Annotated in this window: 16 protein-coding genes; 13 read left to right on the top strand and 3 right to left on the bottom strand. The window is 49.5% G+C overall.

The window, feature by feature from the left end; all coding sequences use genetic code 11:
• Positions 1-108 precede the first annotated feature (108 nt).
• A complete protein-coding gene (gene pheA, locus H3L95_RS13530) occupies positions 109-1197 on the bottom strand; it encodes a prephenate dehydratase (protein ID WP_003758043.1) in 1089 nt (362 codons plus the stop codon).
• Between the two features lie 473 nt (positions 1198-1670).
• Between pheA and misR the strand changes: the two genes are divergently transcribed.
• From misR to rplS, 7 genes are all read left to right on the top strand, one after another.
• Entirely contained in the window at positions 1671-2348 is a 678-nt protein-coding gene (gene misR, locus H3L95_RS13520; RefSeq protein ID WP_003740839.1) for a two-component system response regulator MisR, read from the top strand.
• Between the two features lie 15 nt (positions 2349-2363).
• Positions 2364-3779, top strand: coding sequence for a HAMP domain-containing sensor histidine kinase (locus H3L95_RS13515; protein WP_003758036.1), 1416 nt, complete (start codon positions 2364-2366; stop codon positions 3777-3779).
• A 474-nt stretch (positions 3780-4253) separates the two neighbouring features.
• Complete coding sequence (locus H3L95_RS13510; RefSeq protein WP_040668446.1) at positions 4254-6647, top strand: bifunctional acetate--CoA ligase family protein/GNAT family N-acetyltransferase; 2394 nt, start codon at positions 4254-4256, stop codon at positions 6645-6647.
• A 76-nt stretch (positions 6648-6723) separates the two neighbouring features.
• Positions 6724-6972, top strand: coding sequence for a 30S ribosomal protein S16 (gene rpsP / locus H3L95_RS13505; protein WP_003740833.1), 249 nt, complete (start codon positions 6724-6726; stop codon positions 6970-6972).
• Positions 6973-6990: 18 nt separating this feature from the next.
• Positions 6991-7500, top strand: a complete 510-nt coding sequence (gene rimM, locus H3L95_RS13500; protein ID WP_003758029.1) for a ribosome maturation factor RimM — start codon at positions 6991-6993, stop codon at positions 7498-7500.
• Positions 7500-8249, top strand: a complete 750-nt coding sequence (gene trmD / locus H3L95_RS13495) for a tRNA (guanosine(37)-N1)-methyltransferase TrmD (protein WP_003740829.1) — start codon at positions 7500-7502, stop codon at positions 8247-8249. Before rimM ends, trmD begins: the two co-directional genes overlap by 1 nt.
• A gap of 13 nt (positions 8250-8262) precedes the next feature.
• Entirely contained in the window at positions 8263-8628 is a 366-nt protein-coding gene (rplS, locus tag H3L95_RS13490) for a 50S ribosomal protein L19 (RefSeq protein ID WP_003679470.1), read from the top strand.
• 257 nt (positions 8629-8885) lie between these two features.
• Here the strand turns inward: rplS and trhA are convergent, their stop codons facing one another.
• Positions 8886-9503, bottom strand: coding sequence for a PAQR family membrane homeostasis protein TrhA (gene trhA, locus H3L95_RS13480; protein WP_003768595.1), 618 nt, complete (start codon positions 9501-9503; stop codon positions 8886-8888).
• A 143-nt stretch (positions 9504-9646) separates the two neighbouring features.
• On the bottom strand, positions 9647-10177 hold the full coding sequence (locus tag H3L95_RS13475; protein WP_003758025.1) for a tyrosine-protein phosphatase: 531 nt from the start codon (positions 10175-10177) through the stop codon (positions 9647-9649).
• A gap of 323 nt (positions 10178-10500) precedes the next feature.
• On the opposite strand from H3L95_RS13475, the gene H3L95_RS13470 reads away from it, so the two are divergent.
• The 6 genes from H3L95_RS13470 (at position 10501) to H3L95_RS13445 (ending at position 19473) form a co-directional block, all read left to right on the top strand.
• Positions 10501-11958 carry a transferrin-binding protein-like solute binding protein gene (locus H3L95_RS13470; RefSeq protein ID WP_040668442.1) on the top strand — a complete coding sequence of 486 codons (1458 nt, stop codon included), beginning with the start codon at positions 10501-10503 and terminating at the stop codon, positions 11956-11958.
• Between the two features lie 125 nt (positions 11959-12083).
• Positions 12084-12476 carry a hypothetical protein gene (locus H3L95_RS13465; protein WP_128887915.1) on the top strand — a complete coding sequence of 131 codons (393 nt, stop codon included), beginning with the start codon at positions 12084-12086 and terminating at the stop codon, positions 12474-12476.
• Complete coding sequence (gene glyS / locus H3L95_RS13460) at positions 12412-14475, top strand: glycine--tRNA ligase subunit beta (protein WP_003758017.1); 2064 nt, start codon at positions 12412-12414, stop codon at positions 14473-14475. The genes H3L95_RS13465 and glyS overlap by 65 nt, the downstream gene beginning before the upstream one ends.
• A gap of 210 nt (positions 14476-14685) precedes the next feature.
• Positions 14686-16197 carry a ubiquinone biosynthesis regulatory protein kinase UbiB gene (ubiB, locus tag H3L95_RS13455; protein ID WP_003758015.1) on the top strand — a complete coding sequence of 504 codons (1512 nt, stop codon included), beginning with the start codon at positions 14686-14688 and terminating at the stop codon, positions 16195-16197.
• Between the two features lie 357 nt (positions 16198-16554).
• Entirely contained in the window at positions 16555-17646 is a 1092-nt protein-coding gene (ychF, locus tag H3L95_RS13450) for a redox-regulated ATPase YchF (protein WP_003758009.1), read from the top strand.
• A 66-nt stretch (positions 17647-17712) separates the two neighbouring features.
• The gene (locus tag H3L95_RS13445; RefSeq protein ID WP_182096178.1) at positions 17713-19473 is read left to right on the top strand and encodes an ATP-dependent nuclease; all 1761 of its coding nucleotides are present in this window, start codon (positions 17713-17715) and stop codon (positions 19471-19473) included.
• Positions 19474-19475 lie beyond the last annotated feature (2 nt).

The raw sequence follows: 19475 nt of genomic DNA, 5'->3' as shown, positions 1-19475 counted from the left end.
ACCGAAGTCTGATTGGTTCTGAAAAAACGCGTTCAATATTTCAGACGACCCTTGTTTAGCAAAAAAGGTCGCCTGAATGTTCAGACGACCTTCTTTATTTCCGTTACATCACAAAACGGCTGCCGGATAGGACCCGATGACTTTGACAAACGATGCGCGTTCGCTCAAGAGCCGCAGTGCGTTTTGGACTTTTTCGTCGTTTTGATGTCCTTCGATGTCGATGAAGAACAGGTATTCCCACAGCGCGGATTTGCTTGGGCGGCTTTCGAACTTGGTCATTGAAATGCCTGATTCGGTAAACGGCTGCAACAGCGCGGCGACGGCGCCGGCACGGTTGGGCGCGGAGACTGCCAGCGAGGTTTTGTCTTTGCCGCTGCTGCCTGTATCTTGATGCCCCATGACCAAGAAGCGCGTGGTGTTGTTCGGCTCGTCTTCGATACATTCGGCGACATAGTTCAAATGATAAATATCGGCTGCGGTACGCCCTGCGATGGCGGCGATGCTTGGGTCGTCTGATTCTGCCACCAGCCTTGCCGCCTCTCCGTTGCTGGAAACGGCGATGCGTTCGGCGTTGGGCAGGTTGCGTCCGAGCCAGTCGTTGCATTGCGCCAGCGCTTGGGCGTGTGCGATGACTTTTGTGATGCCGCCCAATTCGTGCGTGCCTTTACGCAAAAGGTTGTGATGGATGCGGACAATGACTTCGCCGCAGGCTTTCAATGCGGTTACTGCCAATAAATCTAAGGTGCGGCCGACCGAGCCTTCGGTTGAGTTTTCAACCGGCGCGACCAAATAATCCGCCTGCCGCGTTTCAACTTGTCGGAAACACTGGTCTATGGTTTGAAATGCGGCGGTATGGGCGGCATGGCCGAAATGTTTGATGGCTGCCTGCTGGGTAAACGTTCCCTGCGGGCCGAGGTAGGCAATCGTCAGCGGACGCTCCACCGCCAAGCATTCGCTCATCACTTCGCGAAACAGCCTTGCGATGGATTCGTCAGGCAACGGGCCTTGGTTCAAACTCTGAATCCGCCTCAATACCGCGACTTCGCGCTCGGGACGGTACACCGCGCCCGTTCCTTTCAATTCGCCGATGGCGTGCGCATGGCCTGCGCGCTCGTTCAACAGACGCAAAATCTCGGCATCGATTTCATCGATGGCATTGCGGTGCGGCAAAAGCTGTTCGTCAATGGATAAGGACATATCGACAAGCCCCTTGGTGATTCATTCATAGATATAAGCAATCATTCTAACATCAAACAGGTCGTCTGAAAGCCTGAATACGTTTTCAGACGACCTGTTTTATAGTGGATTAACTTTAAATCAGGACAAGGCGACGAAGCCGCAGACAGTACAGATAGTACGGCAAGGCGAGGCAACGCCGTACTGGTTTAAAGTTAATCCACTATAGAATCCCCCGTTCTTTCTCGAACACAGCCTTTACCGGCATCATTTTGCCGTCCGTTTGACGCGTATCCGGCGTATATTTTGGAGATTTGGTACAGGGGTCGTCTGAAAATGTAAAGACAGCGTCCCTGCAATGCAAAAAAGCGCAAAAGCATAGGAAAACAAGCTATCAAAAAACTCAAAATGCGTGTTAAGATTAGCCATCAATATCCGCCGCACCCGTTTATTTCGGGTTTGCGCAGCGCATACAATCACGAAAAGGAAATCCCATGAGTCGCGTATTACTCGTAGATGACGACGCTTTGCTGACCGAATTGCTCACCGAATACCTTACCGCCGAAGGACTGAACGTCCACAGTGTTCCGGACGGCGAAGCCGGTGTACACGAAATCCTGACCGGCCAGTACGATGTCGTCGTATTAGACTCCATGATGCCGAAAATGAACGGCTTGGACGTATTGAAAAACGTCCGCTCCCAAAGCACCGTTCCCATCATCATGCTGACCGCCAAAGGCGACGACATCGACCGCATCATCGGATTGGAAATGGGTGCGGACGACTATGTTCCGAAACCTTGCACCCCGCGCGAACTGTTGGCACGCATCAACGCCATCCTGCGCCGTGCGCAACAAAGCGGCGAGCCGAACAACGCGCCAAACAGCATTTCCGTCAGCGACGTCGTCCTGTACCCTGCCAAACGTCAGGCGACTATCAAAGACACTCCGCTTGAGCTGACCAGTACCGAGTTCAACCTGCTCGAAGTCCTGATGCGCCATGCCGGACAAGTTGTCAGCAAAGAAACTTTGTCCATCGAAGCGCTTGACCGCAAACTGGCAAAATTCGACCGCAGCATCGACGTCCACATCTCCAGCATCCGCCACAAACTGGGCGATGCCTCGCTGATTCAGACCGTACGGGGCTTGGGCTACCTGTTTGTTAAAAACTAAAGATAAAACAGATCAATGAAACTGTTTCAACGCATCTTCGCCACATTTTGCGCAGTCATCGTCTGCGCAATCTTTGTGGCGAGTTTTTCTTTTTGGCTGGTGCAAAATACCCTTGCCGAAAACCAATTCAACCAACGCCGTACCATCGAAACCACTTTGATGAACAGTATCCTCTCCGCCTTTAGGGCACGCGGGGACAGCGGTGCGCGCGAAATTTTGGCGGAATGGGAAGACAGCCCCGTTTCCAATTCCGTTTACGTCATTTTGGGCGACGAGAAAAAAGACATCCTTGACCGCAACATCGACAACCACACCATCGAACGCGCCCGCGTGTTTGCCATCAATAATCCCAATTCCGATTTGGCACATATCGAATACGACCGTTTCGGCGAAGAATACCTCTTCTTTATCAAAGGTTGGGACAGCCATCAGGCGCAACGCCTGCCCAGCCCGCTCTTTATCCCAGGCCTGCCGCTCGCCCCGATTTGGCATGAATTCATCATCCTGTCCTTCATCATCGTCGTCGGCCTACTGATGGCGTACATCCTCGCCAGTAACATTACCAAGCCCATCAAAATCTTGGGCAGCGGTATGGACAGGGTGGCAAACGGCGAACTTGAAACACGTATTTCCCAGCAAGTGGACGACCGCGACGACGAATTGTCCCACCTTGCCATCCAGTTCGACAAAATGGCGGAAAAACTAGAAAAACTCGTTGCCAAAGAACGCCACCTGCTTCACCACGTATCCCACGAAATGCGCTCCCCCTTGGCGCGTATGCAGGCGATTGTCGGACTGATTCAGGCGCAGCCGCAAAAGCAGGAACAATATCTGAAAAGGCTGGAAGGCGAATTGACCCGCATGGATACCTTGGTTGGCGAGTTGCTGACGCTGTCCCGTTTGGAAACATCCAATATCCCGCTGGAAAAAGAAAGCCTGAAGCTCGTCCCCTTCCTGAAAAACATCGTGGAAGACAACCAAAGCATCGCCCAGCAGAACAAACAAACCGTTACCCTTTCGGTCGAACCCAGAATCCCCGAAAATGCCACGGTCTGCGCCAACGAAGGCTATTTGTACCGCGCGTTTGACAACGTTATCCGCAACGCCATCAATTACAGTCCCGAAGGCAGCACCATCCGAGTCAATATCGGACAAGACAGCAAGCATTGGATTGTGGACGTTACCGACAACGGCCCCGGCGTGGACGAAATGCAACTGCCGCACATTTTCACCGCCTTTTACCGTGCCGACTCCAGCGCCAGCAAACCCGGTACCGGCTTAGGCCTTGCCCTGACCCAACACATCATGGAGCAGCACAACGGCAAAATCATGGCTGAAAACATCAAGCCGAATGGTTTGAAAATGCACTTTATCCTGCCCAAAAAGAAAGTGAACGGCAAAACGGAAAAACCGCATCCTAAAAACTCTTAACCATGAATGTTGCCCATCGGGGTTTGTATAGTGGATTAAATTTAAATCAGGACAAGGCGACGAAGCCGCAGACAGTACAGATAGTACGGAACCGATTCACTTGGTGCTTCAGCACCTTAGAGAATCGTTCTCTTTGAGCCAAGGCGAGGCAACGCCGTACTGGTTTAAAGTTAATCCACTATAAACAAATTGCCACACCCCAAGCCTATAAAAGGTCGTCTAAAAAGAACAAACCCTTACGTTCCCGCCTTTCAGACGACCTTTTATGCCATTTGTCATATATAATGCAAGTGAATAATTAAATCATTTAAAGTCTGCATGTTCCGCCATAAAGAGCAGCGAAACAGACTATCCATTGATAACAAAACCAACAACGAACGCCCAATCCCGTTCACTCATCACACACCCCTTCCAACCCAAACCGCCCGAAAGGTCGTCTGAAACGCAGCGTCCACACACCGAAAAGGAGGCACCATGTCCGCCCAATCCATGTCCGGCTACTTCTTCATGCCCAACCACATCATCCTCGTGGGCGCGAGCGAACGCCCATACAGCTTGGGCGAACGCATCCTGAGCAACCTCCTGAGCGCACCGTTTCAAGGTCAAATCACACCCGTCAACCTCCGCCACCGCACGGTTGCCGGACTCACCTCCTACACCAATCTCAACAAAATCCCCGGCAGTGCCGACCTCGTCATCGCCGTAACACCACCCGACAGCTACGACGCCCTGTTCAAATCCTGCCGCAAAAAACAGTTCGGCCACATCATCCTCATCCAAGACTGGGAAAGCCTGTCCGACGACGAATGGCACACCGCCGAAGCCGCCATCAAAAAACACCACGGCAACGAACTCAACATCAGCGTGTGCAGCCCCGCCGGCGTGCAGCTTCCATCGCAAAGCCTCAACATCAGTTCCCAACCCGACCATCCGGCAGGCTACACTGCCCTTCTGACCGGACACGCCTCCGTCAGCAGCGAAATCAACCTCATGCTGCAAAAAATGGGACAGGGCATTTCACGCCACATCAGCCTCAACTATCCGCTCAGCCCCACCACTTCTGCCGACTGGCTCAACCGTTTCGGCCACAACCGCCATACTAAAGTTGCCGTTATCGAACACAATCCAGCCGAAAACCAGCGCAACCTGTTCAGCGCCATCCGCCATTTCACCCGCCACACCCCGCTCATCCTCCACGTTACCCACCGTTCGGACGACACCGAAAAAGCCGTGTTACGCTGCCTCGCGCGTCATTGCAACTTCCTCGCCACATTCAGCAGCAGCGAACTCGAAGCCGCCCTGCACGCGCGTTTATCCGACCTCCCCCCTCTGAACAGTATCGACATCCTGTCCGACACCCCTGCCGAGTGGCTGGAAACCTGTGCGCCCCAAAACCTAAAACTCCAATTCCCCACCAAGCAGCCGCACATCCGCCAAGGCTACATCGGCAGCACACCCACGCCCGCCCATTACCACAGCATCGCCAGCCAACAACTTCAAAATACCCATACCGAAGCCCTGCTCGCCATCGTTGCCCCGGCCGACAGCCCTGACGAAAAAAATCTGACCCGCACCCTGAGCATGCTGGCGAAACACACTGCCAAACCCTTGCTTGTCAGCAGCCGCTTTTCAGACGACCTCCTGCATTTCGACCGTCCCGAACAAGCCCTGCAAGCCGTATCGTTCCGCAACATTGCCGACCAACTGCAAAAAGAGCAGTTACGCATCGCCACGCCCAAAAAAGGTCGTCTGAAAACCCCGCAAGCAAGAAACATTACCAAAGCCCTCGCATCAAAAGACCTGCCCCTGCTTGCCGAAGCCCTGTGTCTGCCGGCTTATCAGCACACCGTGCATAACGCCGTGCAATTCCGTTTCCAACGCCATACCGCCTATGGCGACATCCTGACCGTATGCCATCAAGGCAGAACCGCCGCCGCGCTCCCGCCGTTCTCTACGCTGGACAGCGAACACATCGCCCGTTTCGCCCAACTCGACAATACACACACCCTCAACCAGCTCCTGCACACCCTAAACACACTCAGCCAACGGCAGCAATACATCGGCGAAATCCTGCTCAACCTCAACGGCGACCAATACAGCAGCGACTTTGTCTTGCAGGCTGACGAACGTCCTTCCCCCAAAAATAAACCAACCAATATAGCCACCCTCAAGCTCGAGCAGGCCGCCGCCAAAGTACAGACCGCAGCGGAATACCTGCGCAGCAAAAATCCGACTGCCGCCGAGTTCCTCCGCAACACCGGCGAAGCCGCCGCCGAACTTTTGGGCGCAAAAACCGAAAGCGAAGCCCCCATCCAAAACGTGCTTGCCCCCTACCCGACCGAGCATCCTGCCACGCTTACCCTCAAAAACGGCGAAACCGTAACCATCCACCCGTTCACTCCCGAAGACGCGGAAGCCAAGCAACAATTCGTCCGCAGCCTGTCTCTGCAGGCGCGCTACACCCGCTTCATGACCCATACCAACGAATTGCCCACCCCTACCCTCGCACGCTTCAGCAAACTCGACTACCACAGCGAAGCCGCATGGACGGCGCGCAATTCAGACGACCTCATCGTCGCCGTCAGCCGCTTCAGCCGTATCAACCGCAACGAATGCGAATTCGGCATCACACTTGCCGAAAACGTGCGCGGCAAAGGGTTGGCAGCGGAAATGATGAAGCTGATTATCCAATCGGCAACACAACAAGGCTACCGCGTCATGAGTGCCCAAATACTCAAATCCAACACCCCTATGCTTAAACTTGCTGAAAAATCAGGCTTTACCATCACCCCCTCAGAAGAAGACAACACTTTATGCCAAGCACGCCTCAGCCTGACCACTCCGCAAAACAGCAACAAAAACAAATAAAAACTTGCATGAACAACGCAAAATATCCTAAAATTAGCGGTTTCTTATCTATCCGATTTTCTCAAAAGGACTCAAAATGGTAGTTATCCGTTTGGCTCGCGGTGGTTCTAAACACCGTCCCTTCTTCCACGTAGTCGTTGCCGACTCCCACAACCGCCGCGACGGCCGCTTCATTGAGCGCGTTGGCTTCTACAACCCTGTCGCCAATGAAAAACAAGAGCGCGTACGCCTCCAAGCCGACCGCCTGAACCACTGGATCGCCCAAGGCGCACAAGTCAGCGACGCAGTTGCAAAACTGATCAAAGAACAAAAAGCTGCTGCTTAATCACCGGCTAATCTTGCTATGACCGACACTCGACAACGGGTAGCCATGGGCTACATCAAAGGCGTATTCGGCATCAAAGGCTGGCTCAAAATAGCCGCCAATACAGAATACGCCGACAGCCTCCTGGACTACCCTGAGTGGCAGTTAAGCAAAGACGGTAAAACCCTGAATGTGACACTCGAAGCCGGCAAAATCGTCAGCGGAGAGCTTCAGGTCAAATTCGAAGGCATAGATGATCGCGATCAAGCTTTTGCCCTGCGCGGCTATACCATCGAAATCCCCCGAGAAGAATTCGCCCCTACCGAGGAAGACGAATATTATTGGGCAGATTTAGTCGGCATGACCGTTATCAACAAAGACAATATCGTGCTCGGCAAAGTCACAAACCTGATGGAAACCGGCGCCAACGATGTTTTGATGATTAATGGCGAACATGGCCAAATCCTGATCCCGTTCGTATCCAACTACATCGAGGCCGTCGATACCGAAGGCAAAACCATTACCGCCGACTGGGGCTTAGACTACTGATGTTGATACAAGCCATCACCATCTTCCCCGAAATGTTCGACAGCATTACCGAATACGGCGTAACCGGTCGCGCAAAAAAACAAAACCTTTGGCAATTCCAAGCCATCAATCCCCGCAAATTCGCCGACAACAAACTCGGTTATATTGACGACCGCCCCTTTGGCGGAGGTCCCGGAATGATTATGATGGCGCCGCCGCTGCAAGCAGCGATAGAAGAAGCCAAACAAACATCTTCAGCGCCTGCAAAAGTCATCTACCTTAGTCCGCAAGGTCAACCGCTGACCCACAAAAAAGCCGTAGAGCTTGCAAAATCCCCGCATCTCATACTGCTTTGCGGACGATACGAAGGAATTGACGAACGCCTGCTGCAAAGCAGCGTAGATGAAGAAATCAGCATAGGTGACTTTGTCGTTTCCGGCGGAGAGCTACCCGCCATGATGCTGATGGATGCCGTACTCAGACTGATACCCGGCGTATTGGGCGACATACAGTCAGCCGAACAGGATTCGTTTTCAGACGACCTATTAGACTGCCCCCATTACACCAAACCTTTAGAATTCCAAGGCATGACCGTCCCTGACGTATTGCGTTCGGGCAATCATGGCTTGATAGCCGAATGGCGGTTGAAACAATCGCTGCGGCGCACCCTGGAGCGCAGACCAGACCTGCTGGAAAAGCGCAGTTTAATCCCAAAGGAATCCCGCCTCTTAAAAGAAATCTTGCAAGAGCAACAGGAAATCCAATCATAATTTAGGAAAAACAATGAACCTGATTCAACAATTAGAGCAAGAAGAAATCGCTCGCCTGAACAAAGAAATCCCCGAATTCGCACCGGGCGACACCGTAGTCGTTTCCGTACGCGTAGTAGAGGGTTCACGCAGCCGTCTGCAAGCTTACGAAGGCGTTGTTATCGCCCGTCGTAACCGCGGCTTGAACAGCAACTTCATCGTCCGCAAAATTTCCAGCGGCGAAGGCGTTGAGCGTACCTTCCAACTCTACTCCCCTACCGTAGAAAAAATCGAAGTAAAACGCCGCGGTGACGTCCGTCGCGCCAAACTGTACTACCTGCGCGGCCTGACCGGTAAAGCGGCCCGCATTAAAGAAAAATTGCCTGCCCGCAAAGGTTAAGCAAAAGAATTGCAAAGCAAAATCCCCACTTTTCAGTGGGGATTTTTTACATCATCTTTCTATCATTCAGCTGTAAATTCAATTACAGATAAGATTTCGGTTACCGCCCTACAACAAAAACCTTGATACAACTTCTATAGTGGATTAACTTTAAACCAGTACGGCGTTGCCTCGCCTTGCCGTACTATCTGTACTGTCTGCGGCTTCGTCGCCTTGTTCTGATTTAAATTTAATCCACTATACAAACCGTCAGCCTCTTAAAGTACATAAAAATAGATGCAGACAAATTGAGCCAAGCTGCCACCAAGAACAAACAAATGCCAAATACCATGACCATGTTTAATCTTTTTATCATTCACAAACCAATAGATACCGACGCTATACAATATACCGCCCAACGCAAGCCAAAACAGCCCGGCAGATGAAAGCGATTGAACCAATGGAAATAAAGCAACCAAAATCAACCATCCCATCACCACATAAATGATCATGGACAACAGCCGTTTTTCACTCTTTCTCCCTATCGTAAGCTCTTGAATAATCCCTAAAAATGCCAAGCCCCATGACACACCGAAAAGCGACCAACCCCATTCTCCCTTAAGAGGAATCAAGGTAAACGGGGTATAGCTGCCTGCAATCAACAGATAAATCATACAATGATCCACTTTTTGCAAGACAGCCTTAATTTTAGGTTGAGGAATACTGTGGTACAACGTTGAGCCCAGATACAGCAAAGACAGGCAAACACCATAAGTAATCGCACTGGCAAGCCGATATGAATCATCCGCCTTAATAATCATCAGCACCAATGCCGCAACAGCCAGCATGGCGCCGATCAAATGAGTATACGCATTAAAGCGTTCACCGTGATACATAAGAATCGTTCTTAGTTTGAAGAGACCGGCAAAGTGTACGCCAAACATAATACCGTAAGCGCAAGAAAATGATAAAGATAAGTTAAAACCAACATCGTTATCATTCCAAGACGCCTAATCCAGACCTCACCTTACATTCAACATCATCCCTCTTTTCGCAGGCGTTCCAAATGTTCGCGTACTTCCTGTACCTTTTCTTCGGTAAACAAATTCTCAATATTTTTCCAGATACTATGATAACCATAAGGACCATGTTGCATTTCCAACCTAGCCTCTTCCACCGACCAACCTTGATAAATAATACGGTACATTCCGGAAATCAAACCTGTACGGTCAGCCCCATGATAGCAATGAACCAATACAGGACCGTATTTCTGTTGCTTTTCAATTAAGAAAAGAGTTTGCGCGATATCTTTAGGCTTAATTTTCCACGTCAACAAAGGACGGTTCAGCAGCATCAAATTACGGCCTTTTAAATGTGTTTCGTTGTCGTTCCGATCAAAAAATCGCAAATTAATCACACTACGGATACCGAGATGCTCAATCAGTTCCCCATCTTCCGCAACCGGCTGCTCACTGCGGTAAAGCTTATCGTCAATACGGTACAAATTAGCATCTTGCTTTACCAAAGTCGCCCAACGGGCGGAAGCAGTAGAAATATCTTGAGGAGCCATAGGAGTAGAGCACGCAGCGAGGAAACATGAACACAAAATTACAGACACAAAATGACGCATAAATTCTTCTCTAAAATAAAACGTGATTGTAATGGCAGGTCGTCTGAAAACGAAGCCCGATTAAAGCAGACAACCGCAACCGGCAGTTTCAAGCATTTTCAGACGACCTTTATGTCGTACAAATCAAACACAAACCGCATATCGATAGACAATTATCCCAACAAATGTAAAAAACAGTTTATTTTTGTCATAATTATATCTATGATAATACTTTATGCCATTTGATAAAAAGCACCATTCCAATCAACAAAAAAGGGGACAATATGTCTGCAATCAACACTAAAATCAAAACCATCATCTTAACCGCCATCAGCGCTGCAATCCTGTCTGCCTGTGGAGGAGGCGGTGGCAGCGGTGGCGCATCCACTCTTTCCACCGGATCAACCAGCACAAGTGGCAACGGCAGCCCTGCTAAAAACAGCAGCCCAAGCAATGCCGCCCCCAGCGCTACCAATAACAATAATGGCAATACCGTAGTAGCCGCAGCACCTCGCAACAATCATGCCGATAACCTCGCCGGTCTGATTGATGAAGCTCCGCTGGAAACTTTAAACCTTGCTACACCGCTGCACACCAGCTTCATTTCTTCAGCCAGTGCGCAACAAAACAATCCAAATGTTCAATTGCGCCAAAAAGAAACAGGAGAACAATTCCAAACGGACAACCAAAACAAAGATCAAGGCGGCTTGATCAGCTCTTTAGATTTTAAAGCCAACGATGAAGTGAAATTGGATGGAATTGTACTATTCAATAAAAATGCGAATGGCAGTGCAACGCAACCCGAATGGACAACCACCGATTCCCTCATCGCAAAAATCAATTCTAAAGGCAACACAAAAGCCGATATCAGCGAACAAGATGGCAGCGAAAAAAATACCAAATACGAATACGGCAAATCAACTTTGGACGACCGTATTGTCGAAATCTTCAAACAATTGAAGACCGAACGGGAAAACCTTAAAAAAGCAAAAGAAGGCGGTACCGACGGTATTGATACAAACAAAATTGCAGAAATTGAAGCCAAGATCAAAGAGCTGTCAGAACTGTATGACTTTAAACGTCAACTTCGTGCAGGTTTGACAAAATATACTCAAGATTCCATGAATCAAATTGCCTATTTCCGCACTGATGCCGATGGTTTGGTGTTTGACAAACGATTCGACGGCATCTACGTCATCCGCTTTGTCGATGGTACGCAGATCGTTATGCACGATCCTGCCGCTGCCGGTTGGACTTACCAAACTTTCGCCCACTATATTGATCCGAAATCCGGTGTGATTTACGGCTATCAAAGCTTAGGCGATGAAACCAAGTTCACCGACCTGCCTGAAAAAGGTACGGCAACTTACAACGGCTTGACTACTGCCTATGTTGTGAAAGGTGACCAAAGCCGTCAGCTGACAGCGGATGTTAAAGCCATTGCTGATTTCGGTTTGAAAGGCGTACGCTTTGAAACTACCAATTCCCAATTCCACTCCCTCGACGCCAACGGCCGCCGTGTAAGCGAAGCCGATGCGAAATACGACATGAAAGGTACGGCGAAATGGGAAAACGGCAACCTCTTCCTGGGTTCGGTTGAAGCTGCCGCAGCCGGCTTGAAAGGTAATTTAAGCGGTAAATTCTACGGTGCAAAAGCTGCTGAAATCGGCGGTACTTACGGTCTGAAAAACCAAGACGGCAGCGAACACCTCATCGGCGGTTACGGCGCGAAACGTCAATAATCCTAATGACCGTCTCCTTTAAAAAGGTCGTCTGAAAGACTGTTTGCAGTTTCAGACGACCTTTTTCTTTTAACCTGCCAAACACACACCCGCACCAATATGAAAGCGCATAACATGATCACCTAATGCAACGACAGATTGATTTGAAATCAGGGCAAAACAAGGAAGTTATCTTTATCCGGCAGCTTTATCCCCTATCTTCATCATCCTCTTCCCGCTTCCATTCCAACTTCTCTAATAATCACGCCGCAGAAAAGGCGCAATTGTGGCATAATCTGCACCAAATCAAACAGACATCGGCAATGCACACCATACCGGCGCGTGAATCCGATGGCTTTATCACCAAACTTCCAGACAAATCCAACCAAGACGGTGTTTCCAGCCAACGGTCGTCTGAAAGTATCCGCTTCAACGAAATTAAAACCGACAAATGTAAAGAGCAGAAAGTCTCACATGACAACCCAAACCCTTTTAATCGAACTCCTTACCGAAGAACTCCCCCCAAAAGCCCTGAATAATTTAGGCAACCACTTCGCCGCTTCTGTTGCCGAAGGCTTGGAAAAAGCGCAACTGATTGACGGTGCAGCCGAATTTACCGCCTACGCCTCGCCGCGCCGTTTGGCCGTTCAAGTCAAAAACGTCAAATCCGTTCAAGCCGATCAGAAAATCGTGAAAAAAGGCCCTGCCGTGGCGAATGCCATGAAAGACGGTGCACCAACCAAGGCTTTGGAAGGTTTTGCACGCGGTGCGGGGGCGAAAATCGAAGACTTGACCATCGTCCACGACGGCAAGCAGGATGTGTACGCCTACGAATACGTTCAAACCGGCAAACCGTTGGGCGAACTTTTGGAAGACATTATCAATCAAGCGGTTAAGAAACTGCCGATTCCGAAAGTAATGCGTTGGGGCAGCAGCACGTTTACCTTCGTGCGCCCCGTTCACGGGCTGATTGTGCTGCACGGCAGCGACATCGTGAACGTCAGCGTTTTGGGTCTGCAAAGCGGCAATCAAACCTTGGGACACCGCTTCCTTTCCAGCGGCGAAATCACCATTGAAAACGCCGACAGCTACGCCGCACAAATGCGCGAGCAAGGCAAAGTCGTCGCTTCGTTTACCGAGCGCAAAGCTGCGATTCAGACGGCATTGAACGAGCAGGCAGGCCGTCTGAAAGCCACCGTAGCCGCCGATGAAGCGCTATTGGACGAAGTTACCGCGCTGGTCGAATACCCCGTTGTTTTGGAAGCCGGTTTTGAAGAACATTTCCTCGCCGTGCCGCAGGAATGCCTGATTCTGACCATGCAGCAAAACCAAAAATACTTCCCGCTGCTCGACCAAAACGGCAAGCTGATGAACCGCTTCCTGCTGGTCTCCAACCTGCAAACCGAAGACCCGTCGCACATCATCCAAGGCAACGAACGCGTCTTGCGCGCGCGCCTGTCTGATGCCGAGTTCTTCTACAAACAAGACCAAAAAGCGACTTTGGAAAGCCGCCTGCCCAAGCTGGCGAACGTGGTTTACCACAACAAAATCGGTTCGCAAGCCGAGCGTATCGAACGCCTGCAAAGCATCGCCGCCCACATCGCCAAAGCTTTGGGTGCAGATGCCGCCGCAGCCGAACGCGCCGCGCGTCTGGCAAAAGCCGACTTGGTAACCGAAATGGTCGGCGAGTTCCCCGAACTGCAAGGCACGATGGGCAAATACTACGCCCGCTTGGACGGTGAAACTGAAGAAATCGCCGAAGCCGTCGAGCAGCACTATCAGCCACGTTTTGCCGGCGACAACCTGCCGAACGGCAAAGTTGCCACTGCCGTTGCGCTGGCCGACAAACTGGAAACCCTGGTCGGCATTTGGGGTATCGGTCTGATTCCTACCGGCGACAAAGACCCCTACGCACTGCGCCGCGCCGCCTTGGGTATTTTGCGGATGCTGATGCAGTATGGTTTGGACGTAAACGAGCTGATTCAGACGACCTTCGACAGCTTCCCCAAAGGTTTGCTCAACGAGAAAACGCCGTCTGAAACCGCTGATTTCATGCAGGCGCGCCTTGCCGTGTTGCTGCAAAACGACTATCCGCAAGACATCGTCGCCGCCGTACTCGCCAAACAGCCACGCCGTTTGGACGATTTGACCGCCAAACTGCAAGCCGTTGCCGCGTTCAAACAACTGCCCGAAGCCGCCGCGCTCGCCGCCGCCAACAAACGCGTGCAAAACCTGCTGAAAAAAGCCGATGCCGCGCTGGGCGAAGTCGATGAAAGCCTGCTGCAACAAGACGAAGAAAAAGCCCTGTACGCCGCCGCACAAGACTTGCAGCCGAAAATTGCCGCCGCTGTTGCCGAAGGCAATTTCCAGACTGCCTTGTCCGAACTGGCTTCCGTCAAACCGCAAGTCGATGCCTTCTTCGACGGCGTGATGGTGATGGCGGAAGATCCCGCCGTAAAACAAAACCGCCTGAACCTGCTGAACCGCTTGGCCGAGCAGATGAACGCGGTAGCGGATATTGCGCTCTTGAGCGAATAATATATAGCCGTAAACAAAGGTCGTCTGAAAACGGACAAGCAGCTTTGCCCAACGTTTTCAGACGACCTTTTTGATTCAATGAAGGCAAACCATCCGCACGCCCGCAAAGCCAATTCCTGCCCACATCCATGTCCTAGCCCCATCCCATTCCGTGTGGGCACAGCCTATTTACTATATAATTTCGACTTTCAGCATTTTCCGCGCTTAATCATGAAACGGCTCAAACGCATCAAAACCATCCTCCGCACGCTTTACCTCTACCGCCTCGCCGAGCTGTTTGCCGCGCTTGTCCGTCCGGGCTGGGCGCGGACGCTGTTGAAAATGCTGCCGCAGTCGTCTGAATTGGAAAACGAACCGCCGGCCGTCCGCCTGCGCCTTGCACTAGAAAGCCTGGGGCCGATTTTCATCAAGTTCGGACAGGTTCTCTCCACACGCCCCGATTTGATTCCGCATGATTACGCGGTCGAACTGGCAAAGCTGCAAGACCAAGTCCCGCCGTTCGACGCGCAGCTTTCACGCTCGCAAATCGAAAAATCGCTGGGGCAATCCATCGAAACGCTGTACGCGGAATTTGAAACCGAACCCGTCGCCAGCGCGTCCATCGCCCAAGTACACAAAGCCCGCCTGCATTCGGGCGAACAGGTGGCGGTCAAAGTCTTGCGCCCCAACCTTTTGCCCGTGATTGAACAGGATTTGTCGCTGATGCGCTTCGGCGCAGCTTGGGTCGAACGTCTGTTTGCCGACGGCAAGCGTTTGAAACCGCGCGAAGTAGTGGCAGAATTTGACAAATATCTGCATGACGAGTTGGACTTGATGCGCGAAGCCGCCAATGCCAGCCAGCTCGGTCGCAATTTCCAAAACAGCGATATGCTGATTGTACCCAAGGTGTTTTACGACTACTGCAGCAGCGACGTACTGACCATCGAATGGATGGACGGCACGCCCGTATCGGAAATCGCCAAACTCAAAGCCGACGGCATCGATTTGCACAAACTTGCCGATTACGGCGTGGAAATCTTCTTCACACAAGTCTTCCGCGACGGCTTTTTCCATGCCGATATGCACCCCGGCAACATTCTGGTCGCCGCCGACAACCGCTACATCGCCCTCGATTTCGGCATCGTCGGCACGCTGACCGACTACGACAAACGCTATCTCGCCATCAACTTCCTCGCCTTTTTCAACCGCGACTACCACCGCGTCGCCACCGCCCACATCGAATCGGGCTGGGTGCCCGCCGACACGCGCGCGGAAGAATTGGAAGCCGCCGTCCGCGCCGTGTGCGAACCGGTGTTCAACAAACCGATTTCGCAAATCTCGTTCGGCCTCGTATTGATGCGCCTGTTTGAAGTCAGCCGCCGCTTCAATGTCGAAATCCAGCCGCAGCTTGTGTTGTTGCAAAAAACGCTGCTCAACATCGAAGGCTTGGGACGGCAGCTTGATCCCGATTTGGACTTGTGGAAAACCGCCAAACCATTTTTGGTGAAATGGATGAACGAACAGGTCGGCCCCAAAGCCCTTTGGCGCAACCTCAAAAACGAAGCCCCCGACTGGGCGCAAATCATCCCTTCCCTGCCGCGCAAAATCAATGCGCTGGTTGACGAAAACCGCCAGCAGGAAATGCGCGATGCCTATATCCATTTGGTCAAAGTACAGCAGCGGCAAAGCATGTGGCTGGGCGTGATTGCGATTGTGTTGCTGCTGATTTTGCTGTTTGATTAAAAATCTATATACACAAAAGGTCGTCTGAAAACGAAGTAGTAGTTTTAGAAAAACTCGCTATCCTTGTTTTCAGACGACCTTTATTATGGGTTTGAATAAAACACCTGCCGCAGCCGTAGCGTGGGCTCCGCCCACGAAAATCAGGATATTTTGCCACTCGCCCCAAACAAAATAGACCGATATATTTCTCGCGGGCAAAGCCCATACCACCTCTTCCCTTCATCATCGAGGTCGTCTGAAAACGCCAACCGTTCCCATCGCATAAAACTGCGCTTTTCAGACGACCTTTACAGTTTTTGAGTCATTCCCCGATATGCTATAATCCGCCGTTAAACTTTTATCTTTTCAGGAAAAACCATGAGCTTGAAATGCGGTATCGTCGGCCTGCCCAACGTAGGCAAATCCACCCTCTTTAACGCGTTGACCCAATCGGGCATCGAAGCGGCGAACTATCCCTTCTGCACCATCGAACCCAACGTCGGCATCGTCGAAGTGCCCGACCCGCGCATGGCGGAGCTGGCGAAAATCGTCAACCCACAAAAAATGCAGCCCGCCATCGTCGAGTTCGTCGATATTGCCGGTTTGGTTGCAGGTGCAAGCAAAGGCGAAGGCTTGGGCAACCAGTTCCTCGCCAACATCCGCGAAACCGACGCCATCGTCAACGTCGTGCGCTGCTTTGACGACGACAACATCGTCCACGTTTCCGGCAAAGTCGATCCGATTGCCGACATCGAAACCATCGGCACCGAACTGGCCCTTGCCGACCTCGCCAGCATCGAAAAAGCCATCGTCCGCGAAGAAAAACGCGCCCGCTCAGGCGACAAAGACGCGCAAAAACTGGTCGAACTGTGCAAAAAACTGCTGCCGCATCTGGACGAAGGCAAACCTGTCCGCTCCTTCGGTTTAGACGCTGAAGAACTCGCCATGCTCAAACCGCTGTTCCTACTCACCGCCAAACCCGCCATGTATGTCGGCAACGTTGCTGAAGACGGTTTTGAAAACAATCCGCACCTCGACCGCCTGAAAGAATTGGCTGAAAAAGAAAACGCCCCCGTCGTTGCCGTTTGCGCCGCGATGGAGAGCGAAATAGCCGAGTTGGAAGACGACGAAAAAGCCGAGTTCCTCGCCGAAATGGGCTTGGAAGAACCCGGTCTGAACCGCCTGATCCGCGCGGGCTACGACCTCTTGGGCCTGCAAACCTACTTCACCGCCGGCGTCAAAGAAGTCCGCGCCTGGACCATCCACAAAGGCGACACCGCCCCGCAAGCCGCCGGCGTCATCCACACCGACTTCGAACGCGGCTTCATCCGCGCCCAAGTCATTTCCTACGACGACTTTGTCTCGCTCGGCGGCGAAGCCAAAGCCAAAGAAGCCGGCAAAATGCGCGTAGAAGGCAAAGAATATGTCGTGCAAGACGGCGATGTGATGCACTTCTTGTTTAACGTGTAAGATTGTCTGAAAATATTTGGGAACAGGGAATCTGTTCCCAATACTGCAATAGCAAAGAAAATAAATATGATCTTAAGAAAATTTCAAATTAAAAATTTCCGATCTCTTATTAACGTTAATGTTAAATTTATTGATAATCTACCTATTGTAATCAGTGGTGAAAATAATATTGGTAAAACTAATTTTTTAAGAGCTTTAAACGTATATTTTAATCATATTCATGATAAAAATTTATACCATGCTGAAACTGATATTCCACATCACATATATTATGGTTCGCGAGGAGGAAGAACCAAGACAGAATTAATTGGGGAATTTGAAAATCACGGTAAAATTATAAAACTTTTAGTACGTTTTGATGCAAAAGGTAACTCTTCATACAAATTAGATTCCAAAGATATTAATGATAACAAAGCCTTTGATTTTTTATCAGAATTTAAATTTATATTTATAGAATCTCATAACATACATTTACCAAGCCTCATTGGAGCTATTCTAGAAAAAGACGGCTTACTAGCTTTGGATAAAAAACGTACAAAACAAAGTCGTCCTTTAGAAAAATTGGAAGAGTTTATAGATCTATCTAGACAAGCCATCACCGACATTGAGAATGACATAAACCATTGCTTTAAAGAACTTACTGATTTTGATGGAATTTTGAAAGAGGCTAAAATTCTAATAAACTTTGCAGAATTTGATAGATTGAGAGATGTAATTCGCACAATGACATCCATCACTCTACAAGACGGCAATAATCATGAAATTGAATCTAAAGGTAGTGGAGCTCAAAGAGCAGTTTTTCTTTCGTTAATGAAATATATTTCAAAAAATATTAAAAATAAAAAAATTATTTGGGCAATTGATGAACCAGAAGCATTTTTACAACCAAAATTACAAAGAAAAGTATTTGAAACTTTGCAATCAATGTGTAAAGAAGATAAGCAAACAATTATACTCACTACACACTCACAACATTTTATTAACTTAAGAAATATTGATACGGTTAATTTATTTATAGGGAATTCTGAACGTAGGGACTATGAAAGACGACCTGGTAAAATATTTTATGAAATAAACACTAAAAATATTGCTTTTACCTCTACATCTGAAAAGATCAAAGCAATTAAAGAACATTTAGGAATTAACAATAATGACGGATGGGAGCTTTTGCCATTTAATGTCTTAGTAGAAGGAGAGGAAGACAAAAAATACTTAGAAAAACTGATGGAAGCCGTAGATATTGAAATTCCAAACATTATCTGCGCTGGAGGAGCAACCAAAATTGCAGGATACTTGCAATATTATAATGATTTCGCCAAAGATAACCCCTTTCCAGAAAAACCAAAAATTTTATGTATTTTTGATAATGATAAAGAGGGAAGAGAATCTAAATCAAAAATCAATCCTAAAAAATTAACCTCCCTGAAAATCCAAAGCATTCTTATTCCCAGACATGACCACACCATTTTAGATGATAATCCTAGGAACTTTAGTGGACAATCTCAAAACTGGGCAATAGAAGATTTTTTATCTCCTGCCCTAATTATAGAAACTGCAAATAATTTACTACGGAAAGACAAATATAAAATCATTGGAAAAAAACAGATAAACGTTCGAAATCAAGTTGCACATAGAAATAAAATTATTCTCGAATATCTTTCAGAGTGCACCTCACAAAATAATCCTGACAAGGATAATTACCTTTGGGGCTCAGATGGAAGAAAAATAGCTCTATGTAAATCTTTCTGTGATAATCAAACTCCAGAAAAAATACTTGAACATCTGAATCAAAATCAAAGAGATTTTTTAGATAAATTAAAAGGTTAAAT

This window comes from Neisseria sicca (genome assembly GCF_014054945.1).
GTDB lineage: Bacteria > Pseudomonadota > Gammaproteobacteria > Burkholderiales > Neisseriaceae > Neisseria > Neisseria sicca.
Note: the sequence above shows the minus strand (reverse complement) of the source record. Positions and strands in the feature narration are given on the sequence as shown.